The following is a 23,189-nucleotide window of genomic DNA, read 5'->3' as shown; positions in this document are numbered from 1 at the left end:
TTTTAATATGTAAAATTTTATTTTAAGTCATTTAGTAAACTAGTACCAATTTCAGTGCCCGATAAACCAAAGTTGTCAGCTATTGTTTGTCCAATATCCGCAAAAGTTTTACTAATATCTAAAAATGATCCTTTTAATTTATGATTGTAAATAAATAGAGGAACATATTCTCTAGTATGGTCTGTCCCATGATGGGTTGGATCATTACCATGATCAGCAGTCACCATTAATAAGTCATCATCTCTTAGTTTCGTAATTAATTGTCCTAAATCACGATCAAACTCTTCCATAGCCTCTTTATATCCTTGAGAATCTCTTCTATGTCCATATAGGGCATCAAAGTCAACTAAATTTGTAAAATTAAGCCCAGTAAATTCTTTTTCAGTTAGCATCATAACTTTGTTCATACCATCATGATTAGATTTAATGCCATAATGGTCAGTGATGCCTGAACCATTAAAGATGTCCTTGATTTTCCCAACTGAAATAACATCATAATTATTTTCAGCCAGTATATCTAAGACAGTTTTTGAAGTAGGAGATAAGGCATAATCATGTCTATTGGTCGTTCTTTTGTATCCATCTGTTTCTGATCCAAGATATGGCCTCGCAATAATTCTACCTACACGCCATTTTTCATCTAAGGTTAATTCTCTTACTTTTTCACAAATATCATAGAGTTCTTTTAGAGGAATAACTTCTTCATGTGCAGCTATTTGAAGGACTGAATCAGCTGAAGTATAGACAATTAAAGCACCAGTTTTTTCTTGTTCAGGACCTAATTCTTTTAATATTTCTGTACCGGAAGCTGATTTATTACCAATTACTTTTCTTGATGATAATTCTTCTATCTTTTCAATTAAATCTTGAGGAAATCCAGAGTCAGTAAAAGTTTTGAATGGTTTAACTGTCTTAATACCCATAATTTCCCAATGGCCAGTCATGGTATCTTTACCATTTGATATTTCCATCATTTTAGTCGTATTAGCTCTTGGTTGCTGAACTGGCTTTACACCTTGAATTTCTGTTAAATTTCCATAACCAAAAGATTCAAGAACTGGTAGGTGAATCCCTCCAGTTTCTTTAGCTAAATTAGCAATTGTATTGGCTCCTAAGTCATTAAATTTATCAGCGTCTGGTAATTCACCGACACCAACAGAATCAATGACAATTAAAAATATTCTTTTATATTTCATTTTCTCCTTCTTTCTTTGATGCTCTTGGATGAGCATCATTATAAATTTTATTAATACGTTTTTTAGAAACGTGTGTATAATTCTCTGTTGTTAAAATATCTTCATGACCTAAAAGTTCTTGAACAGTTCTTAAATCCGCTCCGTTTTCTAACAAGTGTGTCGCATATGAATGCCTTAAAGTATGAGGTGAAACTTGTTTTTGAATATGAACATCATTGGCAAGCTTTTTAATTAATTTAAAGAAACCAACTCGACTTAGGGGCTGACCGAATTTATTAACAAATAATAAATCAGCTTTTTTAGCTTTTAATAAGGGTCTAGCTTCAATAATATATTTTTGTATAGCAAGCACAGCGTTTTCATTTAAAGGAATGATTCTTTCTTTATTTCCTTTTCCAAGGATATTCACTAATCCCTTATTCAGATGTAAATCACTAATTCTCAAATTAAGCAATTCAGAAACCCTAAGACCTGAACCATAAGCAATTTCTATTAAGGCTTGGTTTCTTAAAGATAAAGGGTCACTATTTTCGTAGGTTAAGTTAATCATATCTTCTACTTCTCTCATATTCAAAACCGTTGGTAAGAACTTATGAGTTTTCGGTTTTTTTACTTTTCTTGAAATGTCTTTATCAACAATATTCTCGCTCATTAAATAACGATGAAATGATCTTATCGAAGACAGTTTTCGGGTGATGGTTGAATTTGAGTTATTTTTCCTAGATAAACTTCTAGAAAAATTTTGAATATGATCCTTATGAATATCATTTAAATCTCTAATTTTATAATTGGTTTTAATAAAGTCTAAATAGGATTTTAAATCACGTTCATAAGAAATGATGGTATTCTTAGATAAGTTCTTTGTAATCTTAAGATAATATAAATATTCTTTTAAATAGGTATCTAAAATCATATAATATCCACGTAAACCTGATTAGATAAGTATATACCCTCTGAAGTAAATCTTAAGTAATCTCCTTGTATTTCCAATAAATTTGAATCAAGGAACTTTTTCAATTGAGGATAAATATCAAAAACACCTTTTTTAAAACGTTCTTTATATGCCGACATAGAAATGCCTTCAGTTTTTCTTAGACCAACCAATAAGGTTTCTAATTTAGGATTAAAATCCTCAATATTGTGCATGGTCAAACTCTTATCTTGAATACCCTTTAAATAGACCGACAATTTCGTCGGATTAATCATTCTTGTATTATTAAACTGTGAGCTTGCATTTAGACCAATACCTAAATATTCTTCTAAATTCCAATATATTAAATTATGTTTAGACTCATACCCAGCTTTAGCATAATTAGAAAACTCATACTTATGATAGCCTAATTTTTCAAGTTCTATGTCAATAAGTTCGCCATATTCTCTAGCTAAATCGTCTGGAAAGTCCTCAACTTTATGTTTATTAATTAAGTAATTTAAGACTGTCCTATCTTCTAAAATTAAAGAATAATATGATATATGATGGGCTTTAAATTTCTTAATATAATCTAAGTCTTTTTTTAAGTCTTCTAGACTTTGACCAGGTATGGCATAGAGAAAATCTAAATTAAAATTTAAACCTGATGTTTTAATTAGGTCAATGGCATGCTCAACGATTTCATCTGTATGGGTCCTACCTAAAAATCTTAATAAATCTTCACTCATACTTTGAACACCCATAGATACTCTAGTAACATGATGTTTTCTTAGAATTTCTAAAAAATTAGGTGTAATATCATTTGGATTAGCCTCAATAGTAAACTCTTTTATATGAGTCATATCAACCAATATATCAAGTTCGTCCAAAAAAGCATCCATTAAATCATCATCTATGGATGATGGTGTTCCACCACCAATATAAATGGTTTCAATATGCTCTAATAAATCACTATAATATTCCATTTCTTTTACTAAAGCTTTCATATACTCTTTTTTATTATGTGTTGAAGTCACCATTTTGCAAAAATCACAATAAGTACAAATTTGATCACAAAAAGGTATATGAATATACAGTCCTTTTATCATACTATCACCATTATTATGTTAACATAATAAGACAATTTTTAAAAGAAAATCATCTTAAATATCATAAAAACGCCTTCAAGGAAGGCGTTTTTAATTAATCATCTTTTTCTAAAGATAGAACAGACATAAATGCCTCTTGAGGTATTTCTACAGACCCGACAGACTTCATGCGTTTTTTACCCTTTTTTTGCTTTTCTAAAAGTTTTTTCTTGCGGGTAATATCTCCACCATAACATTTAGATAAAACATCCTTACGCAAAGCTTTTATATTGGTTCTAGCGATAACTTTAGAACCAATAGCAGCTTGAATTGGTATTTCAAACATTTGTCTAGGTATGATATCCTTAAGTTTTTGACAAATCTTCAAGCCTCTTTCTCTAGCAAAGTCCTTATGAACCAAAAAGGCTAAAGCATCTACAGGTTCCGAGTTTAAGAGAATATCAATTTTTTCTAAATCAGATTCTTTTAGGTCAGAAAGTTCATAGTCAAAAGACGCATATCCTTTAGTACTAGACTTTAAACGATTAAAGAAATCATAAATAATTTCTGACAAAGGCATTTCATAGATAATTTCAACCCTTACATCAGACTGATATTTCATATCTTTAAATATCCCCCTTTTGTATTGACAAATTTCCATGACATTCCCAACATAATCATTAGGGGTAATGATGGTCGCCATCACATAAGGTTCTTCTATTTTTTTAATCATTTGCCTTTCAGGCATTTTGGCAGGATTATCGATTTCTACAAGGTCACCATTGGTTAAATGAACCATATAGTTTACAGATGGTGCTGTTGTAATCAGATTTTGATTAAATTCTCTTTCCAATCGCTCTTGAAAAATTTCCATGTGTAGCATTCCAAGAAATCCTACCCTAAAACCAAAACCTAAAGCTGAAGATGTTTCCGGCGTAAATCTTAAAGAAGCATCACTTAATTTAATTTTTTCAATAGAATCCTTTAAAGAAATATAATCATCTGCTTCAACTGGATAAACACCTGAATAAACCATAGGTGTTAATTCTCTATAACCAGGAAGCGGTTTTAATGCAGGTCTTTTATCATGGGTTATTGTGTCCCCAACATGAATTTTATCTATGTCTTTGATGGCCGCAGAAACCCAACCAACGTCTCCAGCAGCTAAATATTCTATAGGTAATTCCTTTGGCGTATAAATACCTAACTCAGTCACTTCATAAACAGCATTGGATGCCATCATTTTTATTTTATCGCCTTTTCTTATGATTCCATTTTTAACCATAACTAAGGGAATAACACCACGATATGAATCATAAAATGAGTCAAAAATCAAGGCTTGTAATGGCTCCTCAATATCACCTTGAGGTGCAGGGACTTTATTAACGATTGCTTCTAAAACATCTTCAATACCCATCCCAGTCTTTGCTGAAACTGCGATACATTCATCAGGAGATATACCCAAAGCCTCTTCTAAAGACTTTTTTACACCTTCAACATCAGCACTATCAAGATCAATTTTATTGATTACAGGAATAATTTCTAAATCATTGTCTAAAGCAAGATATACATTGGCTAATGTTTGAGCTTCAATACCCTGAGTCGCATCAACAACCAGTATAGCGCCATCACAAGCAGCTAAAGATCTACTTACTTCATAAGTAAAATCAACATGCCCTGGTGTATCAATCAAATTAAACATATATTCTAAGCCATCTTGGGCTTGGTATTTTAACTTAACAGAATTCAGTTTTATGGTAATACCTCGCTCACGCTCTAAGTCCATTGAATCAAGCATTTGTTCCTTCATATCTCTTTTATCAACTGAATGAGTAGACTCGAGTATACGATCTGCTAAAGTTGATTTTCCATGATCAATATGAGCGATGATTGAGAAATTTCTTATTCTATTTTGATTTCTATTTTCTATACTCATCTTATCCCTCTTCTTTTAAAAAAAGCATATAACCGTTAAATTATATGCTTTTTATGTCAAGTCATTTATAAGCCATGTTCTGTCGCTAAAAAGCGTGGTAATCATTTATCTCCGGTTTCCCGCCAACTGTGTCAATTCATTTCTTGCACAGTCATGCCCCTACCAAAATTTGGGTTTCTAGCTTGAGGGGTTTACCCGTTTCACCCATAGATATTCTCTATGATTCGTCACTGTGGCACTTTAAGAATACTCAGGCCGTTAATCCTTTTCTTCGCCGTCACCAAATGGTGCCTAAACTTATTTGTTCGTTTAGCACAATCACTACAAACATCTCAGTTTGTGCTAGCATGGACTTTCCTAACGTTTTCACGCTCGATTACCTAATGACTTAACTAAGTTTATTATATCATTCTTTAATATCGTTTAAAACATCTTTTCTTGATAAATCAACGCGACCTTTTTCATCAACTTTGATGACTTTAACTTCAATCGTATCGCCCAACTTAACAACATCTTCAACATTTTTGATATGTTTATTATCTAATTTTGAAATATGGACTAGACCTTCTTGTCCTGGCCATAATTCAACAAAAGCACCAAATTTCTCAATTCTTGTGACTTTACCTAGATATTTTTCACCAACTTCAACTTCACGAATAATATCTTCTATTAACTTCATTGCCTTATTAATAAAGAATGTTTCTTCATGCATTAAAATAATACGACCATCTTGTTCTATGTCAATTTTGACATTATTACATTGTTCAATAATGGCTGTAATATTCTTTCCACCTGCACCGATAATATCTCTAATCTTATCAGGTGATACTTGCATTAACTTGACTTTAGGTGCAAATTCAGACAATTCTTTTCTAGGTTCTTTTATAGCACCATTCATGTTTTCAAGAATTTCCATTCTCGCTTTTTTAGCTTGTGCAAGAGATTCTTTAAAAATTGCTTTTGTAATACCAGAAATTTTAATATCCATTTGTAAAGAACAAATTCCTTTTTCTGTTCCAGCAACTTTAAAGTCCATATCACCAAAATGGTCTTCTAAACCTTGAATATCCGTTAATACTGTATAATTATCTCCATCCATAACAAGTCCCATCGCTATTCCAGCAACTGGAGCTTTGATAGGAACCCCTGCGGCCATTAAAGCCATAGATCCAGCACAAATAGTAGCTTGTGAAGAAGATCCATTTGATTCTAAGATTTCAGATACAACTCGAATAGCATATGGGAATTCATTTTCATCTGGCAGTACTTGATATAAAGCTCTTTCACCCAAAGCACCATGTCCGATTTCTCGACGGCCCGGTCCGCCATAACGTCCAGTTGATCCAACTGAAAATTGAGGAAAGTTATAATGTAACATAAAACGTTTATTTTCATCAACTGAAATATCATCAATAATTTGAGATTCTCTTAAGGCTCCTAAAGTAACTGTTGCCAAAGCTTGAGTTTGTCCTCTAGTAAATAAAGATGAACCGTGAGCTCGTTTTAATATATCAATTTCAGATTCTAAATCTCTAATTTCATCAGTTTTTCTTCCATCTGGTCTGATCTTATCTTCAGTAATTAAACGTCTTACTTCTTTGACTTGAATTTCTTCTAAAATCGCTCTAACATCTTTTAAAAGTGAAGAAACATCATACTTATCCATACCTTCAGCTAAGTATTTAGCTTCAAGTGTTTCTTGAATTTCTTTTTCAATATCTTCAATCGTGTTTTGTCTTTCAAGCTTTTCTTTGATAGAAACAGCCTTAGTTATTCTACCAGCCTCTAAGTCATGAACTTCTTTAATCAAAGAATCTTCAGGCAATAATAATTCAACTTCAATAGTTTCTTTTCCAACCTCTGCAATAATTTCTTCTTGGAAAGCAACCAATTCCTTAATTTTATCATGACCAAACATGATAGCATCCAACATGATATCTTCATCAACTTCTTTAGCACCGGCTTCAACCATATTGATAGCATCTTTAGTCCCAGCAACAATTAAATCAATTTCTGAATCTAATAATTCTTCAGGTGTCGGATTTAAAATAAATTCTCCATCCTTATATCCAACCATAACTCCAGCAACTGGACCTTCAAAAGGAACACCACCAAGTTTTAATGATAAAGAAGCACCAAATAAAGCAGTCATCTCAGGTGTCTTATTAGGATCAGCGGACATAACAGTATTAATAACTTGAACTTCATATCTAAAACCTTCACTAAATAAAGGTCTTAGAGGTCTATCGATCGCACGTGAAATTAATGTTTCATGTTCTGTTGGTCGACCCTCTCTTCTTAAAAAACCTCCAGGGATTTTACCTGCAGAATATAGTTTTTCTTGATATATGACCATCAATGGGAAAAAATCCATTCGACTTGGTTCTCTACCGATGACAGATGCAGATAATACAGCAGTATCACCATAACGAACCATACAAGCTCCAGTAGCTTGTTTAGCAAACTTACCAGTTTCTACAACCAGTTCAGTTCCATAAAAATCTTTCTTAAATACTTTTTTCATTAATTTATTTACCTCACTTCAATAAAATACATTTATTTTGTATATTATACCATAATTTCAGCGTTTTTAAAACAGAATAATAAACAATAAGCACCCAATAGATTGGGTGCTTTCATGCTATCTTCTTAAATTCAATCTTTTAATCAAATCAGCATAACGATCAAGAGATTTACCTTTTAAATAATTTAATAAACTACGACGTTTACCAACCTTCATTAAAAGACCTCTTCTTGAATGATGATCGTGTTTGTGAAATTTCAAATGTTCGATTAAGATATTGATTTCTTCAGTTAATAAAGCAACTTGTACTTCAACTGAACCAGTATCTCCTTCTTTAATTTGATACTCATCCACGATTTTTTTGATTTGTTCTTTGTTTAAAGCCATCTGTATTTCCTCCTTTTATTTTAACTTACCTAAATCCAAAAACAAAGTTGGAGATTCCAAGTTTCTAGATATAGGCGCGATAAGAATTATAACATAGTCTTCAAATAAATGCAAGAATATTCTATTAAATCATCCTATATAAACCACTTATGATTTTTGTTAATAAATAAGCCTTATGTTGACTATATACAATCATATCATTTTTCATCTTTTGCTTGGTCTCATCTTGATAATCGTTGTATAATCTAAAGGTCTTATATTCTGTCTCGTCATCATGAATATCCAATGAATTCATTGCTTCTAAACCAAAAACTTCAGCTAAGTTCTTCCTTGAATAAAGACCTGATAAGTTATTATCATAAAAATTAAAAGTGCTTAAGTCTAAATTTTCGTCATTAAACTCTTTTAAAAATTTAGGATCAATCATTAATATGTCTAAAACATCCATGAGTCTTTCTTGGATTTTGTCAAAATCATTTTTTACTTCAGGAAAAACGATTTTAATACTATCAAAAACAGACATTAATTTAGCTTTGTTATAAACCAAAATTGTTCCATCGTGTTTCAAAAGGTGATTGGCAAATCTTTGAGCAAATTCAGTTCTAGTATCAGTACGAGTTTCTTTAAAAGAGTTAATAAAGTGATGATCGTGTATTTGCAATTTATCATTTTGCTTATTTTGATAATATATTGAATATTGAAATCCTAAAACTTCAAAAGGTCTTTCCCCTTTAAACTTAGGAATAATTGTTGGCATAAGACTTAAATCTAAATAGGTTAATGGATAAGTGATGGCATCTAGCATTATAGAAATCTTTTCTTTATTTATATAATTGACTTGATTATCCAAACAATACCGTTGCATTAATCGATTTTTATTATTTAACCAATCCAAAGGAATATCTTCCATTTTTAAATAACCATTATTAATAAGCTCATAGGTATCATGATGGAGTTTGGTTTGCTTTAAGGGTTCCTTAAAGCCCAAATTTACATCAAAGTAATCTAAAATAGAATTCTTTTTAGGTAAATGACCATAACAAAAATTAACAAACTTACATTCTGTATCTTTACCCTTCATACAAGCATTTCTAACTAGTTCACATGGAGTAAAGTCATTTAACTCAATATGATTAATCATTCTAAACAAGGCAATCTCTATACGATTGTCTAAATCTTCAATGTTAGAAAAATCAAATGTGTGATAAAGACGATGATTAAAAACCAAACCATCATGGACATACTGTTCATTTAACATAACCATATATATTTTAAATTTTTTGTGTGGATATATATTTTTATATAAGTACTTCATAAAAGCATATTTAAAAATAACCCTACCAGTTTCTTCATGAAGTTCCATCATTTTCTTAAAACGGGTATGGTAACTCTCATTATTTTTTTTGCCTTTAATCACTTGATAGTGACCCTCTTGATTCTTTTTAAAGAGTTGTAAAGTTTGGTCAGCATCTTTGAATTTAACATTTAAAAAATGCTTAGAAGATTCAGTTAAAAGAATATAAATATTATGATCTTCAAAAATAAAATCATATGTTTCAGACAAGGTAAAATCATGATGAAAATCATAAGTTAATTCAATATCCTTTTCATACATCATTGATTCACTATAATTTAAGCCTAAAAAGATATCTTTAAATTTATTGATACTTTTGTTATAGTAATCGTCATTGATCAGTGGATTTGTTTCACTTTGTGGATCATGTAAAGCAGCAAACCTTCTACATCTTATGTAATTAAATAACTTATTTGTTGTGACCTTCATAAGTTCACCCTATCATAAAGAATTTGTTAATGCTAAAAACTCTCTTTGCATAATATTATTGGCTTTAGCAAAAGGAGAATCGTGACTATCTAATAAGAAAATTGCATCGACTAAAGGAAGCCATACCAACTCAATATCAAGGTAATGCTCTTCTTCAGTGAGTGCTTTATCAGATACCTGATTATCAATTTGACAAATAAAGAAATGGCTTTCCCATGATGAATCTTGATAATATTCTTTTATAACAATCGTCTCCTTAGCTTGACTAACATGGAAGCCGGTTTCTTCTAATACTTCTCTATGAACACATGCTTCAGCTGATTCATTTTTTTCTATACGACCACCAGGCAACATATAATAATCTAATTTTCTAGAATACAATAATAAGACCTGATTATCTTTTTTGATAATCGCTCTTGAAGAACGATAATAATTTTTGCTAATGTCTTTCTTTTTTAAATCATCTGCAAATATTTCTAAAATCATAAAATCCTTCCTAACATAAAATATACTGGTTTCTTAAATAAATCAACAGATAAGCCAATAAAAAATAAAATAATAATCGTCGTTTGACCGATAAAAAACCATTGATTTTGATGCTTAAATACCAAACCAAAAATAATGGTTAATATAAAGGCTAAGGCTTCACCAATTAATTTTGCTTTTCCAAAAGAAATACTCAATCTTAATGATAGAGATTGAATTAATTGTTCTAAAGCGGGGAGTATATACCCACAATAAATAATAACATTTAATCCAACAGAAATCAAAATCATCGCGAAAAATAAATATAAATAATTTAAGAAAATACTTAAATCACTCACATTTGGTATAAATAACAAAGCTAGGTCAATTGAAAAGCCTATCAAAGTTGAAATTAATACTGGAATGATCATTTTGTAGTTGGGTTTTTTCCAAGCTATTAAATATGCAAAGGATATTAAAAAAACAGATAAAATTGGTGAAAGATACTTATAATCAATCGGTACACCTTCATAAAAATTTCTAGCAAGTGCATCCCAAGGTGCCATCCCTAAATTTGTGTTTTGAATAAAGGCGATACTCATACCTAACATAAATAAAGCCAAAGAATAAACCAGTAATTTTTTTAATCTGTTCAATTTAACTTCCTCCAAATAAAATGCCATCCAAAATAGGATAGCATTTTTTTTTAATCTATTAAAGCAATTTTAATAACATCATCTAATTTTTTTGCATAATGAATGGTTAGTTTATCTCTAACTTCTTTTGGAATGTCTTCTATATCCTTTTCATTACCTTGAGGTATCACAATTTCCTTTAAACCAGAACGACTAGCAGCTATTGCTTTTTCTTTTAAACCACCAATTGGTAAAACCCTACCATTTAAAGTGATTTCACCAGTCATACCAACAAAGCGATTAACTTTTCTGTTGGCTAAGATAGAAATAAGAGCAGTTGCTATAGTAACACCTGCAGATGGACCATCTTTGGGTATAGCCCCTTCAGGAACATGTATATGAAAATCGTTTTTCTCTAATATTTCTGGGTCAATTTTTAATTTTTTATGATTAGACTTAACATATGATAAAGCTGCCATTGCAGACTCTTTCATTACATCACCTAAATTACCTGTAGATACAAGATTATTTCTGCCAGGGTAATAAGTAGCTTCAACCTCTAAAGTATCTCCACCAGCCATGGTATAGGCTAAACCAGTAACCACTCCGACCATATTCGTTGATGGAATACGATTATTTTTATATAAAGCCTTACCTAAGTATTTCTCTAAATTCGATTGATTAATTGTCACAGAATCTTTTTCTTTAATTAAAATCTCTTTAATAGCTTTTCTAACAATCGTACCAATTAATCTTTCTAACTGTCTAACTCCAGCTTCTCTTGTATATTCTCTAATAATTGTTTTCATAGCATTATCAGTGATATTGAGTTTAGCTTCTTTAAGTCCGTGACCTTCTATTTGTTTAGTCACTAAAAAATTCTTTGCTATATGGAACTTTTCAATTTCAGTATAAGAACTTACATCGATAACTTCCATCCTATCTCTTAAAGGCGCAGGAATATTTTGTAGGTAATTGGCTGTGGTGATAAACATTACTTTAGATAAATCATAATCTTCTTCAACATAGTGATCAGAGAAGAATTTGTTTTGTTCTGGATCCAATACCTCCAACAAAGCAGATGATGGATCATCTTTTTGGTTTTGAGTTAACTTATCAATCTCATCAATTAAGAAAACAGGATTTGTAACCCCCGCTTTTATCATACCATTAATAACACGACCTGGTAAGGCACCCACATAGGTTCTTCTATGACCTCTAATTTCAGCTTCATCATGAACTCCACCTAAAGAGGTTTTAACAAATTTCCTATTTAAAGCATTGGCAATTGATTTTGCTAATGATGTTTTTCCAACCCCTGGAGGTCCAGCCAAACATAATATAGTTTGAGGGTTTTTACCCGTTAACATTTTTACTGATAGGTATTCAATAATTCTGTCTTTTACTTTCTTTAATCCATAATGTGATTCTTCTAATTTTTTTATTGCGATATTAATATCTTTTTCATCTTCAGTTTCCTTGTACCATGGAATTGAAACTAAAGTTTCTAAATATGTTCTTGCAACATTTGACTCATTAGAATTAGGAGCAAGATATTCGTATCTTTTTAACTCTTTTAATGCCTTCTCTTTAACTTTCTCAGGCATCTTTGAATCGTTAATTTCCTTTAAGAACTTATCATAATCACTTTGTTTTGAATCACCAAGTTCTTCTTGAATAGCACGCATTTTTTGTCTTAAATAGTATTCTTTTTGATTTTGATCAGAAGATTTTCTTACATTTTCATTAATTCTATTTTCAATAGCTTGTAATTTCTTTTGTTTTTCAATATCTTCTAAAAGCATTTGAATACGAGCGTTGGTTGATAACTCAGTTAAATACTTAATACGATCATTTTCAGGAATTCTAAGTTCTGAAGCTACTAAATCCGCAAATTTAGAAGCAGTAATACCTTCTTTTAAGGAATTAAGAACTTTTTTTTGATCTCTAAATAAGAATTTAGAATTTTCAACTATTTCTTTAGATAAAATTTTAACTGACACTTGTTGCTCATCAAAATCATCATGATCAGAAACCAAAGATTTAAATTCAATCTCATAGTATGGATCAATCATAATTATATCTTCTAATTTCACACGTGTAATCGGTGTGAATTTAATTTTATAGTTACCATTAGGAAGTTTAATTTTCACAGCAATTTTAGCTAAAATACCAACTTCAACAAAATCATTAAAGTCAGGATTTTCTATTTTTGGATCTTCTTGAAAAACCAATAATACATGACCATCTCTTTTTTCTTCTGCTTCATGAATGGCTTGTTTGGTGAATTCTCTTCCTATTTCAACCCTTATATCTGATACAGGTAAAAAGATAATGCCTCTTACCGCAATAACTGGCAATGCGTCTTGAAAGACTTCATTGGGATTGTACATAAATATCACCTCTTTTTTTTAAAATGTTCATTATTTATTTTAACATAATATAATAAAAAACCCTAATATTTTAACCGTTAAAAATCTAGGGTTTTAAATCATATATTCTATAGTACTACTAAGCTTTTTCTACGTTTGCACTATCAACTAACATATCAATAGTTTTTCCAAAAATAATTTCAGCCTCTAAAGACGATTGAGGAATCGCTTGTTTAATTTGTTCCATTGAAACATTTTGAGATTTATATTGTTCCATCAATTCATCATATTTGGCATTAACTTCTTCTTCACTTGCTTCAATTTTTTCTTTTAAACTGATTTCAGAGATAATTAATTGTTGAGCAATGTTAATTCTTGCTTGTACTTTAAGTTCATCTTTGAATTCTTCTTCAGTTTTATTCATATATTGTAAATATGTTTTAAAATCTAAACCATATTGTTTAATTTGACTTTCTTGTTGTTTGAACATACGGTTTGTTTCATCTTCGATCATTTCTTCAGGAATATCAAATTTTGCATTTTCAGTTGCTTTTTCAATGACTGATTGACGAAGATGATTTTGATTTTGTTTTTCTTTTTGATCTTCAAGATTTTGACGAATATGCTCTTTATAAGCATCAACTGTCTCAATGTTTTCAATGTCAAGATCTTTAACAAATTCATCTGATAACTCAGGAACTTTTCTTTCTTTAATTTCGTGAACTTTAACAGCAAAAACAGCTTCTTTTCCTGCCAATGATTCTTGTTGGTAATCTTCAGGGAAAGTTACAACTACATCTTTAGCTTCTTCAGCTTTCATTCCAAGCATTTGTTCTTCAAATCCTGGTATAAATTGGCCTGAACCAATTTCTAACTCATAGTTTTCTGCAGATCCACCTTCGAATTCAACACCATCAACAGAGCCTTTAAAATCAAATACAGCTGTATTACCTTTTTCAATCTCTCCAGATTCTTTGACAATCATCTCAGCATTTTCATTTAATTTTTTTTCTACCTCTGAATTTACTTCTGAATCAGAAACTTTAGTTGGTGCTAAAGAAATTTTTAAGTTCTTATATTCACCTAATTCTATTTCTGGTTTTACAGCAACAGTAACACCATAAGTGAAGTCTTCTCCACGTTTAATGATGTTAGGATCTAAATCAATTCTAGGTTGAGCCACGACATCAATTTTGTGTTCAACAACAGCATTGTAATATGTTTCTTGTAAAACATATTGGATAGCTTCGTTATATAAAGCTTCGATACCGAATTTGTTTTCAAAAACTTTTCTAGGTGCTTTACCTTTTCTAAAACCTTTAATTTCTACTTTTTCGTTTTCGACCTTAAATGCATGATCTAATCCTTCTTCAAATTTCTCTGATGAAACATTAACATCAAATTTCACTTTAGATCCTTCTAATTTTTCAATTTTTATTGACATGTTTATACCCCCGTGTCGTCTTATTTTCTCACTTTTCAAATTATAACAAATAACTAGTATTTATGCAAATATTTCAACCAAATAATTTACTAAAAACGCCTTTTAAACGACTTGGGAACTTTTTCATAGATTCACCAATCACCCTAGGAAGTAAAACAACCGCTTCAGCAAAAGCCAATTTTCTTATATCTTTTTTACTTAAACCTTTTAAATCCATAAATAAGAAATTACGGCAAATGATTCCTACCCTTAGGGATAACAATGCATTACCTAAGCCTTGTGCAAAAGACCCAGTGACAGTTTTTAATAAAGGAATCTCTGATAAAGCATTCATAGTTGACGTTGGGAAAATAGTAGAAAAATCCATATCTTCTAAATTTTCAGCTATTATTGCTGTTCCCAACACATTAACAGATAACTTTCCTAAAGACATATAACTTGGTCTGAACCCACACTTTTTCACTAAGTTTTTGATTAGTCTTAAATTTATGGTTATCACAGCTATAGAGTCTAAACGTCCATTTTGAGATATTGCAGTAGATAAATATACAGTTTCAGCGTGTTCAACAATCATCCGATTTAATTCTTTTTTAATAGATGTATCAAATACATTAGACAAAGTATTTTTTAGCATCAAAGGTTCATTTATGTGTTCTTGAATTTGTTCTTTTTCCTTTTCAGATAAATAATCCTCATCCAATAAGTTCTTAGCAACTTTCTTGTACATACGAAAATTCTTTTTTGCATTTTCTTCATCAGTAAATAAATGATCAATTGAGAAACTTGGAGAAAGTAAGACTGCAAATAAAGGTCTTATAAATAATATCAAAAAAAGCAGACCTGAGACAAGATAAAGGCTATATTCTAGATAAAGATGAATTCTCCCAACTTTTTCCCCTAAATCCATCACTGCTGATAAAATAATTAATACAAGAAAAAACAAAGATGCAATACCTAAAAATATCCAAAAGGGTTTCCCTAATTTTTTCATGAATTTCTCCTTTTTATGATTTCATGTGACCGTTCAACATCTTTATAAATTTGTTTTATTAAATCTTCTTTATGAGAATATTTAATTTCATCTCTCATAAATTCTATAAACTCTATCGTGATGATTTGACCATATAAGTCTTTACTTAAATCAAAAATATAGGTTTCCAAACTAATTGATTGATCTTTAAAGGTAGGTTTTTTTCCGACATTAGTGACCCCATAGTATTGTTTATCTTTTATAATTACTTTAGTCAAATACACACCTCGTTTAGGTAAATAATAGTTGGTAAAATCAATATTGGCTGTAGGAAATCCTAAGAGTTTTCCTACACCCCTTCCATGAATGACTTCACCTGTGATTTGATAATTTCTTCCTAACAAGTAGTTGGCTAAATCCATTTCACCTTCATCTAAAGACTGTCTAATTTTACTAGAACCTATTTTTTCATCTTGATAAGTAATTTCAGGCATCACAATGGTTTCAAATTCTTTATATGCTTTTAAATGACTGACGTTACCTACAGACCTAAATCCATAAGTAAAATCAAAACCAACCACCAAATATGACATTTGAATTAAATATTGATTAATAAAATTTTCTGGAGATAAACTAATAAACTCTTTTGAAACCTTAAACACATATAGCCTATCAACTTGATAAGTTTCCAATATTTCTTTTTTATCATCAACTGATGTTAAGTAATAAAAGGGTTCATTGTAAAGATACTTTCTAATACTTTGATCAAAGGTAAATACAAAGAGTTTCTTTCCAGTTTTTTTCTTTAGTTCTAAACCTTTATTTATTAACGCTTGGTGGGCAATATGTAATCCATCAAAAAAGCCCAACACAGCAATATGTCCAAGATCTTCAATTTGATCATGATGATCAATATATTTAATTTCTAGCACCATTTCACCGACATTCTCATTACGTCTTTTTCCTTATCATAGTAGTATATAGCCAGTACTTGGCCTTCATTAGAATAAATAATCGTTTCCGTTTTTTCTTTAAATAAATCTAAATCTAAAAAACGTCCGTTTTCAATATAAGATTTGGCTCTTTCATCGACGACCAGTTTTTGCATATCTAGATATTTAAAAGGGTCTATCAAAGTCACATCGGATAATTTTAATTGTTCAATACTATATGCGTCTTTAATATTAAAAGACTCAATGGCAGTTCTTCTTAAATTTCCTAAAGTACCACATAGCCCTAACTTTTCACCTAAATCTCTAGCGATTGACCTTATATAGGTACCCTTAGATACCCTTAATGTCACTTGAAACTTAAATAGTTTTCCTTTTTCCAACACTTTAAAATCCTTGATTTCATAAATATTTATTTTTCTGGGTTCTATATGACGGATATCCTTGTTTTGTCTGGCGAGTTCATATAATTTTAAACCATTCATTTTAATAGCAGAAAATTTAGGTGGTGTTTGTAAGGACTCTCCTAAAAAAGACATTAGATTATCCAAAACTACTATTTCTTGTAAGTGACTTGCGTCTTTTTCTTCAATAACTTTACCAGTGATATCATCAGAATCAGTAGCTTGACCAATAATTATTTCAGCTTCATAAGTCTTATTATTTTCTGTAAAAAACTTAACAAGTTTGGTTGCTTTATTAACACACAAAACCAATACTCCTGTAGCGTGAGGATCCAAGGTTCCAATATGGCCAATACGCCTAGTTTTTAAGGATTTTCTAGCTATATCTACTACATCATGTGATGTAATATTTTTATCTTTATCAATAATTAATAAGCCATGTTCTAAGTTGCTCATCATTTGCCTCCAATCTATTTAAAATATATAATGGTGACACCTTGTCCACCTTCATTTTCCCCACCAGGTCTAAAAGACTTAATTTGTGGATTTCTTTTGGCGTATTTTTCAACACCTTTCTTAAGCGCCATGGTACCAATACCATGGATAATATATGCAAACTCCAAATTATTCAATAAGCAATCATCAACAAATTTATCGAGTTCATCCATGGCGTCCAAATATCTTTTTCCATGTAAGTCTAACTCTACTTTAATTGATTTCGTCGGCATAGGCTTTTGTTTGCTTACAGTTTTCTCTTTCTTGGCTTTACCTATATATTCGAGGTCCTCTTCTTTAGCATTGATGGTTAAGACACCCATCTGCACCTCAAATTCATCATCTTTTAAATGTTTGTTGACTACCCCTTGCCTTTGGTAAGGAAGAACATGAACCCTATCACCAACTGAAATTTTACGGTTTGTAGTTTTTTCATAAACAGGTTCTTTCTGTTTTAACTGACTTCTTTCATATTTTATTTCAGCCAATTTATGTTCTTTAAATTCTGCTTTATTTCTTAAGTCATCTAATTCTTTAATGAGTTGGTCAACTTTTTCTAAAGCTAATTTTTGCTTCTCTTCATTTTCTAAAGCATATTTATGTAATACTTGATTTTGTTTTTGAATCATCTTCTGTTTTTCTTGATCAAGTTCCATAATCTGAATTTCAAGATTCTCTTGTTTTTCCTTATAATCATCGATTTGTTGGTCTAGATCTAAAGATTGTTTCTCTAATTTTCTTACCAAAGAAGATACATCATTATCAAATGAAATTGATACACTCTCTGCTTCTTGGCAAATTTCCTCATGTAAACCTAGCCTTCTAGCAATTTTAATAGCATTAGATTCTCCAGGAGTACCGATTCTTAATTTATAAGTTGGTTTTAAACTGTTTAAATCAAACTCAACAGAAGCATTAATGGTATCATCCAAGTGATAAGCATAAGTTTTCAGCTCAGGGTAATGGGTGGTTACCATAGAATAAATATTATGCTTTCTTATAAAATTCATCATTGAAATTGCTAATGAAGCTCCTTCTTTAGGGTCAGTACCAGAACCGATTTCATCAAGCAATACTAAAGACTTATCATCCAATTTATTAAAAATTCTAATAATATTACCTATGTGTGAAGAAAAGGTTGATAATGATTGCTCTATAGACTGTTCATCGCCAATATCCGCAAATATATGCTTAAAAATAAGTGTTTCAGACCCATCATTAACAGGAATTAACATGCCGGCTTGAACCATAAGTGATAATAAGCCTAGGGTTTTTAAAGCTACCGTTTTCCCACCTGTGTTTGGTCCAGTAATGATAATGTGTCTATAATCATTAAATTGAATATGATTACCCACAACTTCCTTGGGGTCAATTAAAGGATGCCTAGCATTTAATAATTTAATTTTTCCAGAAATTTTAGGACGAGTCATTTCAAAATCACAAGCATATTTTGCTTTAGCAAAAACCAAATCCAAATAAGTAAAAATTTCTAAATTACTTTTTAATGCATCAACTTTTTCAGCGACCTCTAGAGTTAAGGCTCTTAAAATAGCTTCAATCTCGTTCTCTTCATCTAAAATAAGAGACTGCAATTCATTATTTAACGTAAAACAACCCATAGGTTCCATAAAAACAGTTTCTTTACTAGCGGACTGATCATGAATAACACCTTTAAAACTATTCTTATATTCTGCCCTAACAGGCAATACAAGTCGGTTATTTCTTATCGTAATGATACTATCCGATAACTTACTAGCTTCAGACCTTAATAAATGATTCATTAAGTTATTAATTTTATCTTCACTAATCTTAATCTGCTTTCTAATTTTGCTAAGTTTTTGAGAAGCATGATCATATACTTCACCTTTTGGATCAATCACTTTTTCTATTTTGATTTTTAATTCAGATAAGTTCTCTAACCCTTCATAATATACTTTTAAATCTTCATAATATATATCCAATAAATTGATTTTCTTAATATATTGATTGGTTCTAGCTATCGCTTCTTGATGAGATATAATTTTCACAAATTCTTCAATACTTAATACAGATTGAATAGATGCTTTCCTAATAAGACCCTCAATATTTAATACACCAGTTAATGGTGTTTGATCTAATCTTAAAGTCATAATTTTGGCTTGTTCGACTTCTAACAATGCCTTTTCAATGGCTATTTGATTGTTCATAGGCATTAAATCTAAAACAACTGATTTTCCTAAATCAGTCTTTGCATAAGTCTCTAAGATTTCTTTTATTTTGTCAAATTCTAGTTTATGTATATCCGCAATCATTGTCACACTCCACTATTCTATTTTAACATAAATTATGTTAAAATAAAAAGAGGAGTTGACTTAAATGAAAACTGTATTAGAATTAAATGATAAATATATAAAAAAACTCGTTGATTATTATCATCCTTATGAAGGAAAAGCACCTAGTGACCATATCAAACACTATTTTAAAACAGAGTATTTCACAATCAGTGTTTATAATTCCAACAAGGTATTATTCCAGGGTGAAGATGCTGAAAAAGAGTATAATCAATGGGCTGAACTTACAGGTAAAACATTGGAAATACCTAAACCCATATCTCATACATCTTATATGAATGAATATTATAAAAAAACAATTATTGGATCTGATGAAGTAGGGACTGGTGATTATTTTGGACCTGTCGTTGTAGCAGCTGCTTTGGTCGGACCACATAACTATCCATTCTTGAGTCAGTTTAACATTCAAGATAGCAAAAATATTTCTGACGATGTTATCTTGAATATTGGCCCTGATTTAATCAATACTATTCCTCATCATTGTTTGGTCTTAAACAATCAAAAATTCAATGAGTTGACTAAACAAGGTTACAACTTAAACAAAATCAAAGCCTATCTTCATAATCACGCTATTAAAAAGCTTATACAAAAGAACAATCAATATGATATGATTATTGTGGATCAATTTTGCAGTGAAAAAAACTACATACAATATTTACAAGAACAAGACATGGTTCGTCATACGACCTTAGTTGAAAAAGCAGAATCCTTACATCAATCCATTGCCGTAGCCGCAATTATTGCACGCTATACTTTTCTCAAAGAAATGGATAAACTTTCAGATAAAATTAATATAGTATTGCCTAAGGGTGCTGGCCCACAAGTTGATGCTATTGGCAAAGTCATCTACTTAAAGCATGGTAAAGATATCTTTACTCAAATAGCCAAAGTAAACTTTAAAAATTCAAAAAAAATATGGGATTAGTTCAATAACTAATCCCTTAATTTTTCTATATAGTTTTTAAATTCAATAGGTAGTTCAGAATCAAATTCCATCCAAACCTTGGTCCTAGGATGAGTGAATCCAAGCGTTTTAGCATGGAGATACTGGCCAAAATCATCAATTTTCTCCCCATATAATTCATCATTAACTAAGGGGTGATTAATATATTTCATATGAACCCTAATTTGATGAGTTCTACCTGTTTCTAATCGACACTCAATTAATGTACAATCTTTAAATTGTTCTAAAACTTCAAAATGAGTCACTGCGTTTTTTCCAGAAGCTACAACATTCATCCTTAATCTATTAGAAGGATCTCTTCCCACTGGCGCATTAATTAAACCTTTTTTGTTTTTTATAACTCCAGAGACTAAAGCGATATATTCCCTTTTAGTCTTTTTTTCTTGTAATTCTTTAGCTAGTATTTCATGAGCATAGTTATTTTTCGCAACCATTAATAAACCACTGGTATCTTTATCAATCCTATGAATAATACCAGGTCTAGAGGCTTGAGAACCATCGGATAAAGAATCAATATGATACATTAAGGCATTCACTAATGTATCACTATAATGTCCTGGTGCAGGATGCACTACCATACCTGAAACCTTATTAACTACCAAAACATCATCATCTTCATAGACAATATCTAAAGGAATATTTGATGGAAGAATATCTTTAGAAGGTAAAGAAAACTCAAATATTTCAATTAAATCATTGACTTTTAATTTATAAGAAGACTTGACTGATTTTTGATTAACTAAAACATCATCTTCTTCTATTAGGTTTTGAATTATCGTTCTAGATAAATCATCAAATTGATTAGATAAAAACTTATCTAAACGTTCTTTTTGATGTTCTTGATCAACAATAATACTTTTAAAAAGATCAGACATGACTTTCAACCCTTTTCTTTTCTAAAAAGAATATATCTATAAAAAACAAGACCAAACCTACATTTAAATAAACATCCGCAAAATTAAATACATAGGTCCATAAATCACCTAAACCCCTAAAGTCTATAAAATCAATGACTCCATGATCTGGTTGAAATAATCTATCAATAGCATTACCTAAAGTACCAGCAATTAAGAGCGATAAAGCTAAAGATAAAAGAATAGTTCTTTTATCTGAAAAATCAATTTTACTAAACAAATATGCAAATATGGAAAAAGCAATCAAAGCAAATATAGCAAGTAAAACTGTATAGGTAGCAGTAATACCTTGAAAGAAACCAAATACCATACCTAAATTTCTAACATAAGTAATATGCAAAAAATCTTGAATAATAGGTTGACTTACTTCATAAGTAGCCACCAAGTATTTACTGATTTGGTCAAGGGCTAATAAAGCACCCATTAAAGCAATCCATTTCTTCATAAGTCCTTGTATAATTAAATTAAGATAATTTAACTATACTTCTCCTTTCTCTTTTGTTCATAAAATGTATTTAAATAATTTATTTAATCTCCTATAATGAAGTTACAAACGTTGTGGAGTGTGTCATACGTTCCTTACACTTCGAGTGTGTTTAGGAGGGTACAACCACAACTTATATGATAAATGTGAATTAGCTAGTTACACTTCGAGTGTGTATTTACAAGGTTACATTTATATTTGTTTGTGGTTTCATAACGTTTGAATATTTCAAACAAGGAGGTTTTTATTTTGATTTTCATTGGCATTGATATCGCAATGGATAAACACGATATCATCATCATAAATGATTTGGGTGAAATTATTTATGATCACTTTATTATTCAAAATAATCATTTTGGATTTAAAAAACTTCATACAGTCATTCAATCCTGTACGAAGTCGGTTAACGATATTCGTATAGGAATGGAAGCCACAGGTATTTATCATAATAATCTGCGCGATTATCTAATATCAAAAGGCTACACTGTATATTGTACTAACCCAATGTTAGTTTCTCTCAGTCGTAAGTCGGCGTCCTCGCATGACCAAGACTGACAAAATTGACGCTATAGCAGTGTGTAGGCACCTTATGTATAACCTGAATAGGCTCCATCCCTATACACCACCATTATATCATTTAGTTGAGTTAAAACAATTATCTAGAGATTATAATTCTAATAATCAAATCATTACTAAAGCTAAGGGTGAACTTAAAAGATTACTTCAAATGTTCTTCCCTGAGTTTCTTAAACACTTTAAACCCTTCTCTAAATGGACTTTAGATCTACTTTATGATTTTCCCTTACCAAGCGATTATAAAGGTCTTCATATTGAATCTTTAGCTCAAAGAATTGTAGTCGATCAAATCACGTTGAACAAGCTAAACTCATTAAATATATCGCGAAAAACTCAATAGGAAATCCAAATAACTTAAATGC

Annotated in this window: 20 protein-coding genes and 1 other RNA gene; 3 read left to right on the top strand and 18 right to left on the bottom strand. The window is 30.5% G+C overall.

Going from position 1 to position 23,189, the window contains the following annotated elements; all coding sequences use genetic code 11:
• Nucleotides 1–17 precede the first annotated feature (17 nt).
• The 16 genes from HF295_RS01570 to HF295_RS01495 all read right to left on the bottom strand — a co-directional run bounded on the left by HF295_RS01570 (nt 18) and on the right by HF295_RS01495 (nt 19,850).
• Nucleotides 18–1,196 (bottom strand): phosphopentomutase, encoded by a 1,179-nt coding sequence (locus HF295_RS01570; protein ID WP_312032094.1) that lies wholly within the window; start codon nt 1,194–1,196, stop codon nt 18–20.
• Nucleotides 1,186–2,109, bottom strand: coding sequence for a site-specific tyrosine recombinase XerD (gene xerD / locus HF295_RS01565; RefSeq protein ID WP_312032093.1), 924 nt, complete (start codon nt 2,107–2,109; stop codon nt 1,186–1,188). The genes HF295_RS01570 and xerD overlap by 11 nt, the downstream gene beginning before the upstream one ends.
• The gene (gene hemW, locus HF295_RS01560; protein ID WP_312032092.1) at nt 2,106–3,215 is read right to left on the bottom strand and encodes a radical SAM family heme chaperone HemW; all 1,110 of its coding nucleotides are present in this window, start codon (nt 3,213–3,215) and stop codon (nt 2,106–2,108) included. The genes xerD and hemW overlap by 4 nt, the downstream gene beginning before the upstream one ends.
• A gap of 94 nt (nt 3,216–3,309) precedes the next feature.
• The gene (gene lepA / locus HF295_RS01555; RefSeq protein WP_312032091.1) at nt 3,310–5,130 is read right to left on the bottom strand and encodes a translation elongation factor 4; all 1,821 of its coding nucleotides are present in this window, start codon (nt 5,128–5,130) and stop codon (nt 3,310–3,312) included.
• A 63-nt stretch (nt 5,131–5,193) separates the two neighbouring features.
• An RNA gene (gene rnpB / locus HF295_RS01550) (RNase P RNA component class B) lies at nt 5,194–5,518 on the bottom strand.
• Nucleotides 5,519–5,536: 18 nt separating this feature from the next.
• On the bottom strand, nt 5,537–7,654 hold the full coding sequence (gene pnp, locus HF295_RS01545; RefSeq protein WP_312032090.1) for a polyribonucleotide nucleotidyltransferase: 2,118 nt from the start codon (nt 7,652–7,654) through the stop codon (nt 5,537–5,539).
• 117 nt (nt 7,655–7,771) lie between these two features.
• Nucleotides 7,772–8,041, bottom strand: coding sequence for a 30S ribosomal protein S15 (rpsO, locus tag HF295_RS01540; RefSeq protein ID WP_312032089.1), 270 nt, complete (start codon nt 8,039–8,041; stop codon nt 7,772–7,774).
• A gap of 124 nt (nt 8,042–8,165) precedes the next feature.
• Nucleotides 8,166–9,824 carry a DUF2779 domain-containing protein gene (locus tag HF295_RS01535; RefSeq protein WP_312032088.1) on the bottom strand — a complete coding sequence of 553 codons (1,659 nt, stop codon included), beginning with the start codon at nt 9,822–9,824 and terminating at the stop codon, nt 8,166–8,168.
• Nucleotides 9,825–9,836: 12 nt separating this feature from the next.
• Nucleotides 9,837–10,310 (bottom strand): NUDIX domain-containing protein, encoded by a 474-nt coding sequence (locus HF295_RS01530; RefSeq protein WP_312032087.1) that lies wholly within the window; start codon nt 10,308–10,310, stop codon nt 9,837–9,839.
• Nucleotides 10,307–10,945, bottom strand: coding sequence for a DUF6198 family protein (locus HF295_RS01525; RefSeq protein WP_312032086.1), 639 nt, complete (start codon nt 10,943–10,945; stop codon nt 10,307–10,309). Before HF295_RS01525 ends, HF295_RS01530 begins: the two co-directional genes overlap by 4 nt.
• Nucleotides 10,946–10,995: 50 nt before the next feature.
• Nucleotides 10,996–13,317, bottom strand: coding sequence for an endopeptidase La (gene lon / locus HF295_RS01520; protein WP_312032085.1), 2,322 nt, complete (start codon nt 13,315–13,317; stop codon nt 10,996–10,998).
• A 118-nt stretch (nt 13,318–13,435) separates the two neighbouring features.
• Nucleotides 13,436–14,740: a trigger factor gene (gene tig / locus HF295_RS01515; RefSeq protein ID WP_312032084.1), complete on the bottom strand. Its 1,305-nt coding sequence runs from the start codon at nt 14,738–14,740 to the stop codon at nt 13,436–13,438.
• A gap of 73 nt (nt 14,741–14,813) precedes the next feature.
• A complete protein-coding gene (locus HF295_RS01510) occupies nt 14,814–15,731 on the bottom strand; it encodes a DUF697 domain-containing protein (RefSeq protein ID WP_312032083.1) in 918 nt (305 codons plus the stop codon).
• Nucleotides 15,728–16,645 (bottom strand): bifunctional riboflavin kinase/FAD synthetase, encoded by a 918-nt coding sequence (locus tag HF295_RS01505; RefSeq protein ID WP_312032082.1) that lies wholly within the window; start codon nt 16,643–16,645, stop codon nt 15,728–15,730. Before HF295_RS01505 ends, HF295_RS01510 begins: the two co-directional genes overlap by 4 nt.
• Nucleotides 16,636–17,520 carry a tRNA pseudouridine(55) synthase TruB gene (truB, locus tag HF295_RS01500; RefSeq protein WP_312032081.1) on the bottom strand — a complete coding sequence of 295 codons (885 nt, stop codon included), beginning with the start codon at nt 17,518–17,520 and terminating at the stop codon, nt 16,636–16,638. The genes HF295_RS01505 and truB overlap by 10 nt, the downstream gene beginning before the upstream one ends.
• Before the next feature lie 14 nt (nt 17,521–17,534).
• Nucleotides 17,535–19,850 (bottom strand): endonuclease MutS2, encoded by a 2,316-nt coding sequence (locus tag HF295_RS01495; protein WP_312032080.1) that lies wholly within the window; start codon nt 19,848–19,850, stop codon nt 17,535–17,537.
• Between the two features lie 64 nt (nt 19,851–19,914).
• Here HF295_RS01495 and rnhC point away from each other — a divergent pair, with 64 nt between their 5' ends.
• Nucleotides 19,915–20,814, top strand: coding sequence for a ribonuclease HIII (gene rnhC / locus HF295_RS01490; RefSeq protein ID WP_312032079.1), 900 nt, complete (start codon nt 19,915–19,917; stop codon nt 20,812–20,814).
• An 8-nt stretch (nt 20,815–20,822) separates the two neighbouring features.
• Here the strand turns inward: rnhC and HF295_RS01485 are convergent, their stop codons facing one another.
• Nucleotides 20,823–21,728 carry an RluA family pseudouridine synthase gene (locus HF295_RS01485; RefSeq protein ID WP_312032078.1) on the bottom strand — a complete coding sequence of 302 codons (906 nt, stop codon included), beginning with the start codon at nt 21,726–21,728 and terminating at the stop codon, nt 20,823–20,825.
• A complete protein-coding gene (gene lspA / locus HF295_RS01480) occupies nt 21,721–22,212 on the bottom strand; it encodes a signal peptidase II (protein ID WP_312032077.1) in 492 nt (163 codons plus the stop codon). The genes HF295_RS01485 and lspA overlap by 8 nt, the downstream gene beginning before the upstream one ends.
• A 288-nt stretch (nt 22,213–22,500) precedes the next feature.
• Between lspA and HF295_RS01475 the strand changes: the two genes are divergently transcribed.
• The gene (locus tag HF295_RS01475) at nt 22,501–22,806 is read left to right on the top strand and encodes an IS110 family transposase (RefSeq protein WP_312032076.1); all 306 of its coding nucleotides are present in this window, start codon (nt 22,501–22,503) and stop codon (nt 22,804–22,806) included.
• Nucleotides 22,807–22,840: 34 nt separating this feature from the next.
• Nucleotides 22,841–23,167: a hypothetical protein gene (locus HF295_RS01470; RefSeq protein ID WP_312032075.1), complete on the top strand. Its 327-nt coding sequence runs from the start codon at nt 22,841–22,843 to the stop codon at nt 23,165–23,167.
• Nucleotides 23,168–23,189 lie beyond the last annotated feature (22 nt).

Origin of the sequence: Hujiaoplasma nucleasis (assembly GCF_013745115.1) — a bacterium.
Lineage (GTDB): Bacteria > Bacillota_I > Bacilli_A > Izemoplasmatales > Hujiaoplasmataceae > Hujiaoplasma > Hujiaoplasma nucleasis.
The sequence above is the reverse complement of the archived record's forward strand: the minus strand, read 5'-3'. Positions and strand labels throughout refer to the sequence as shown.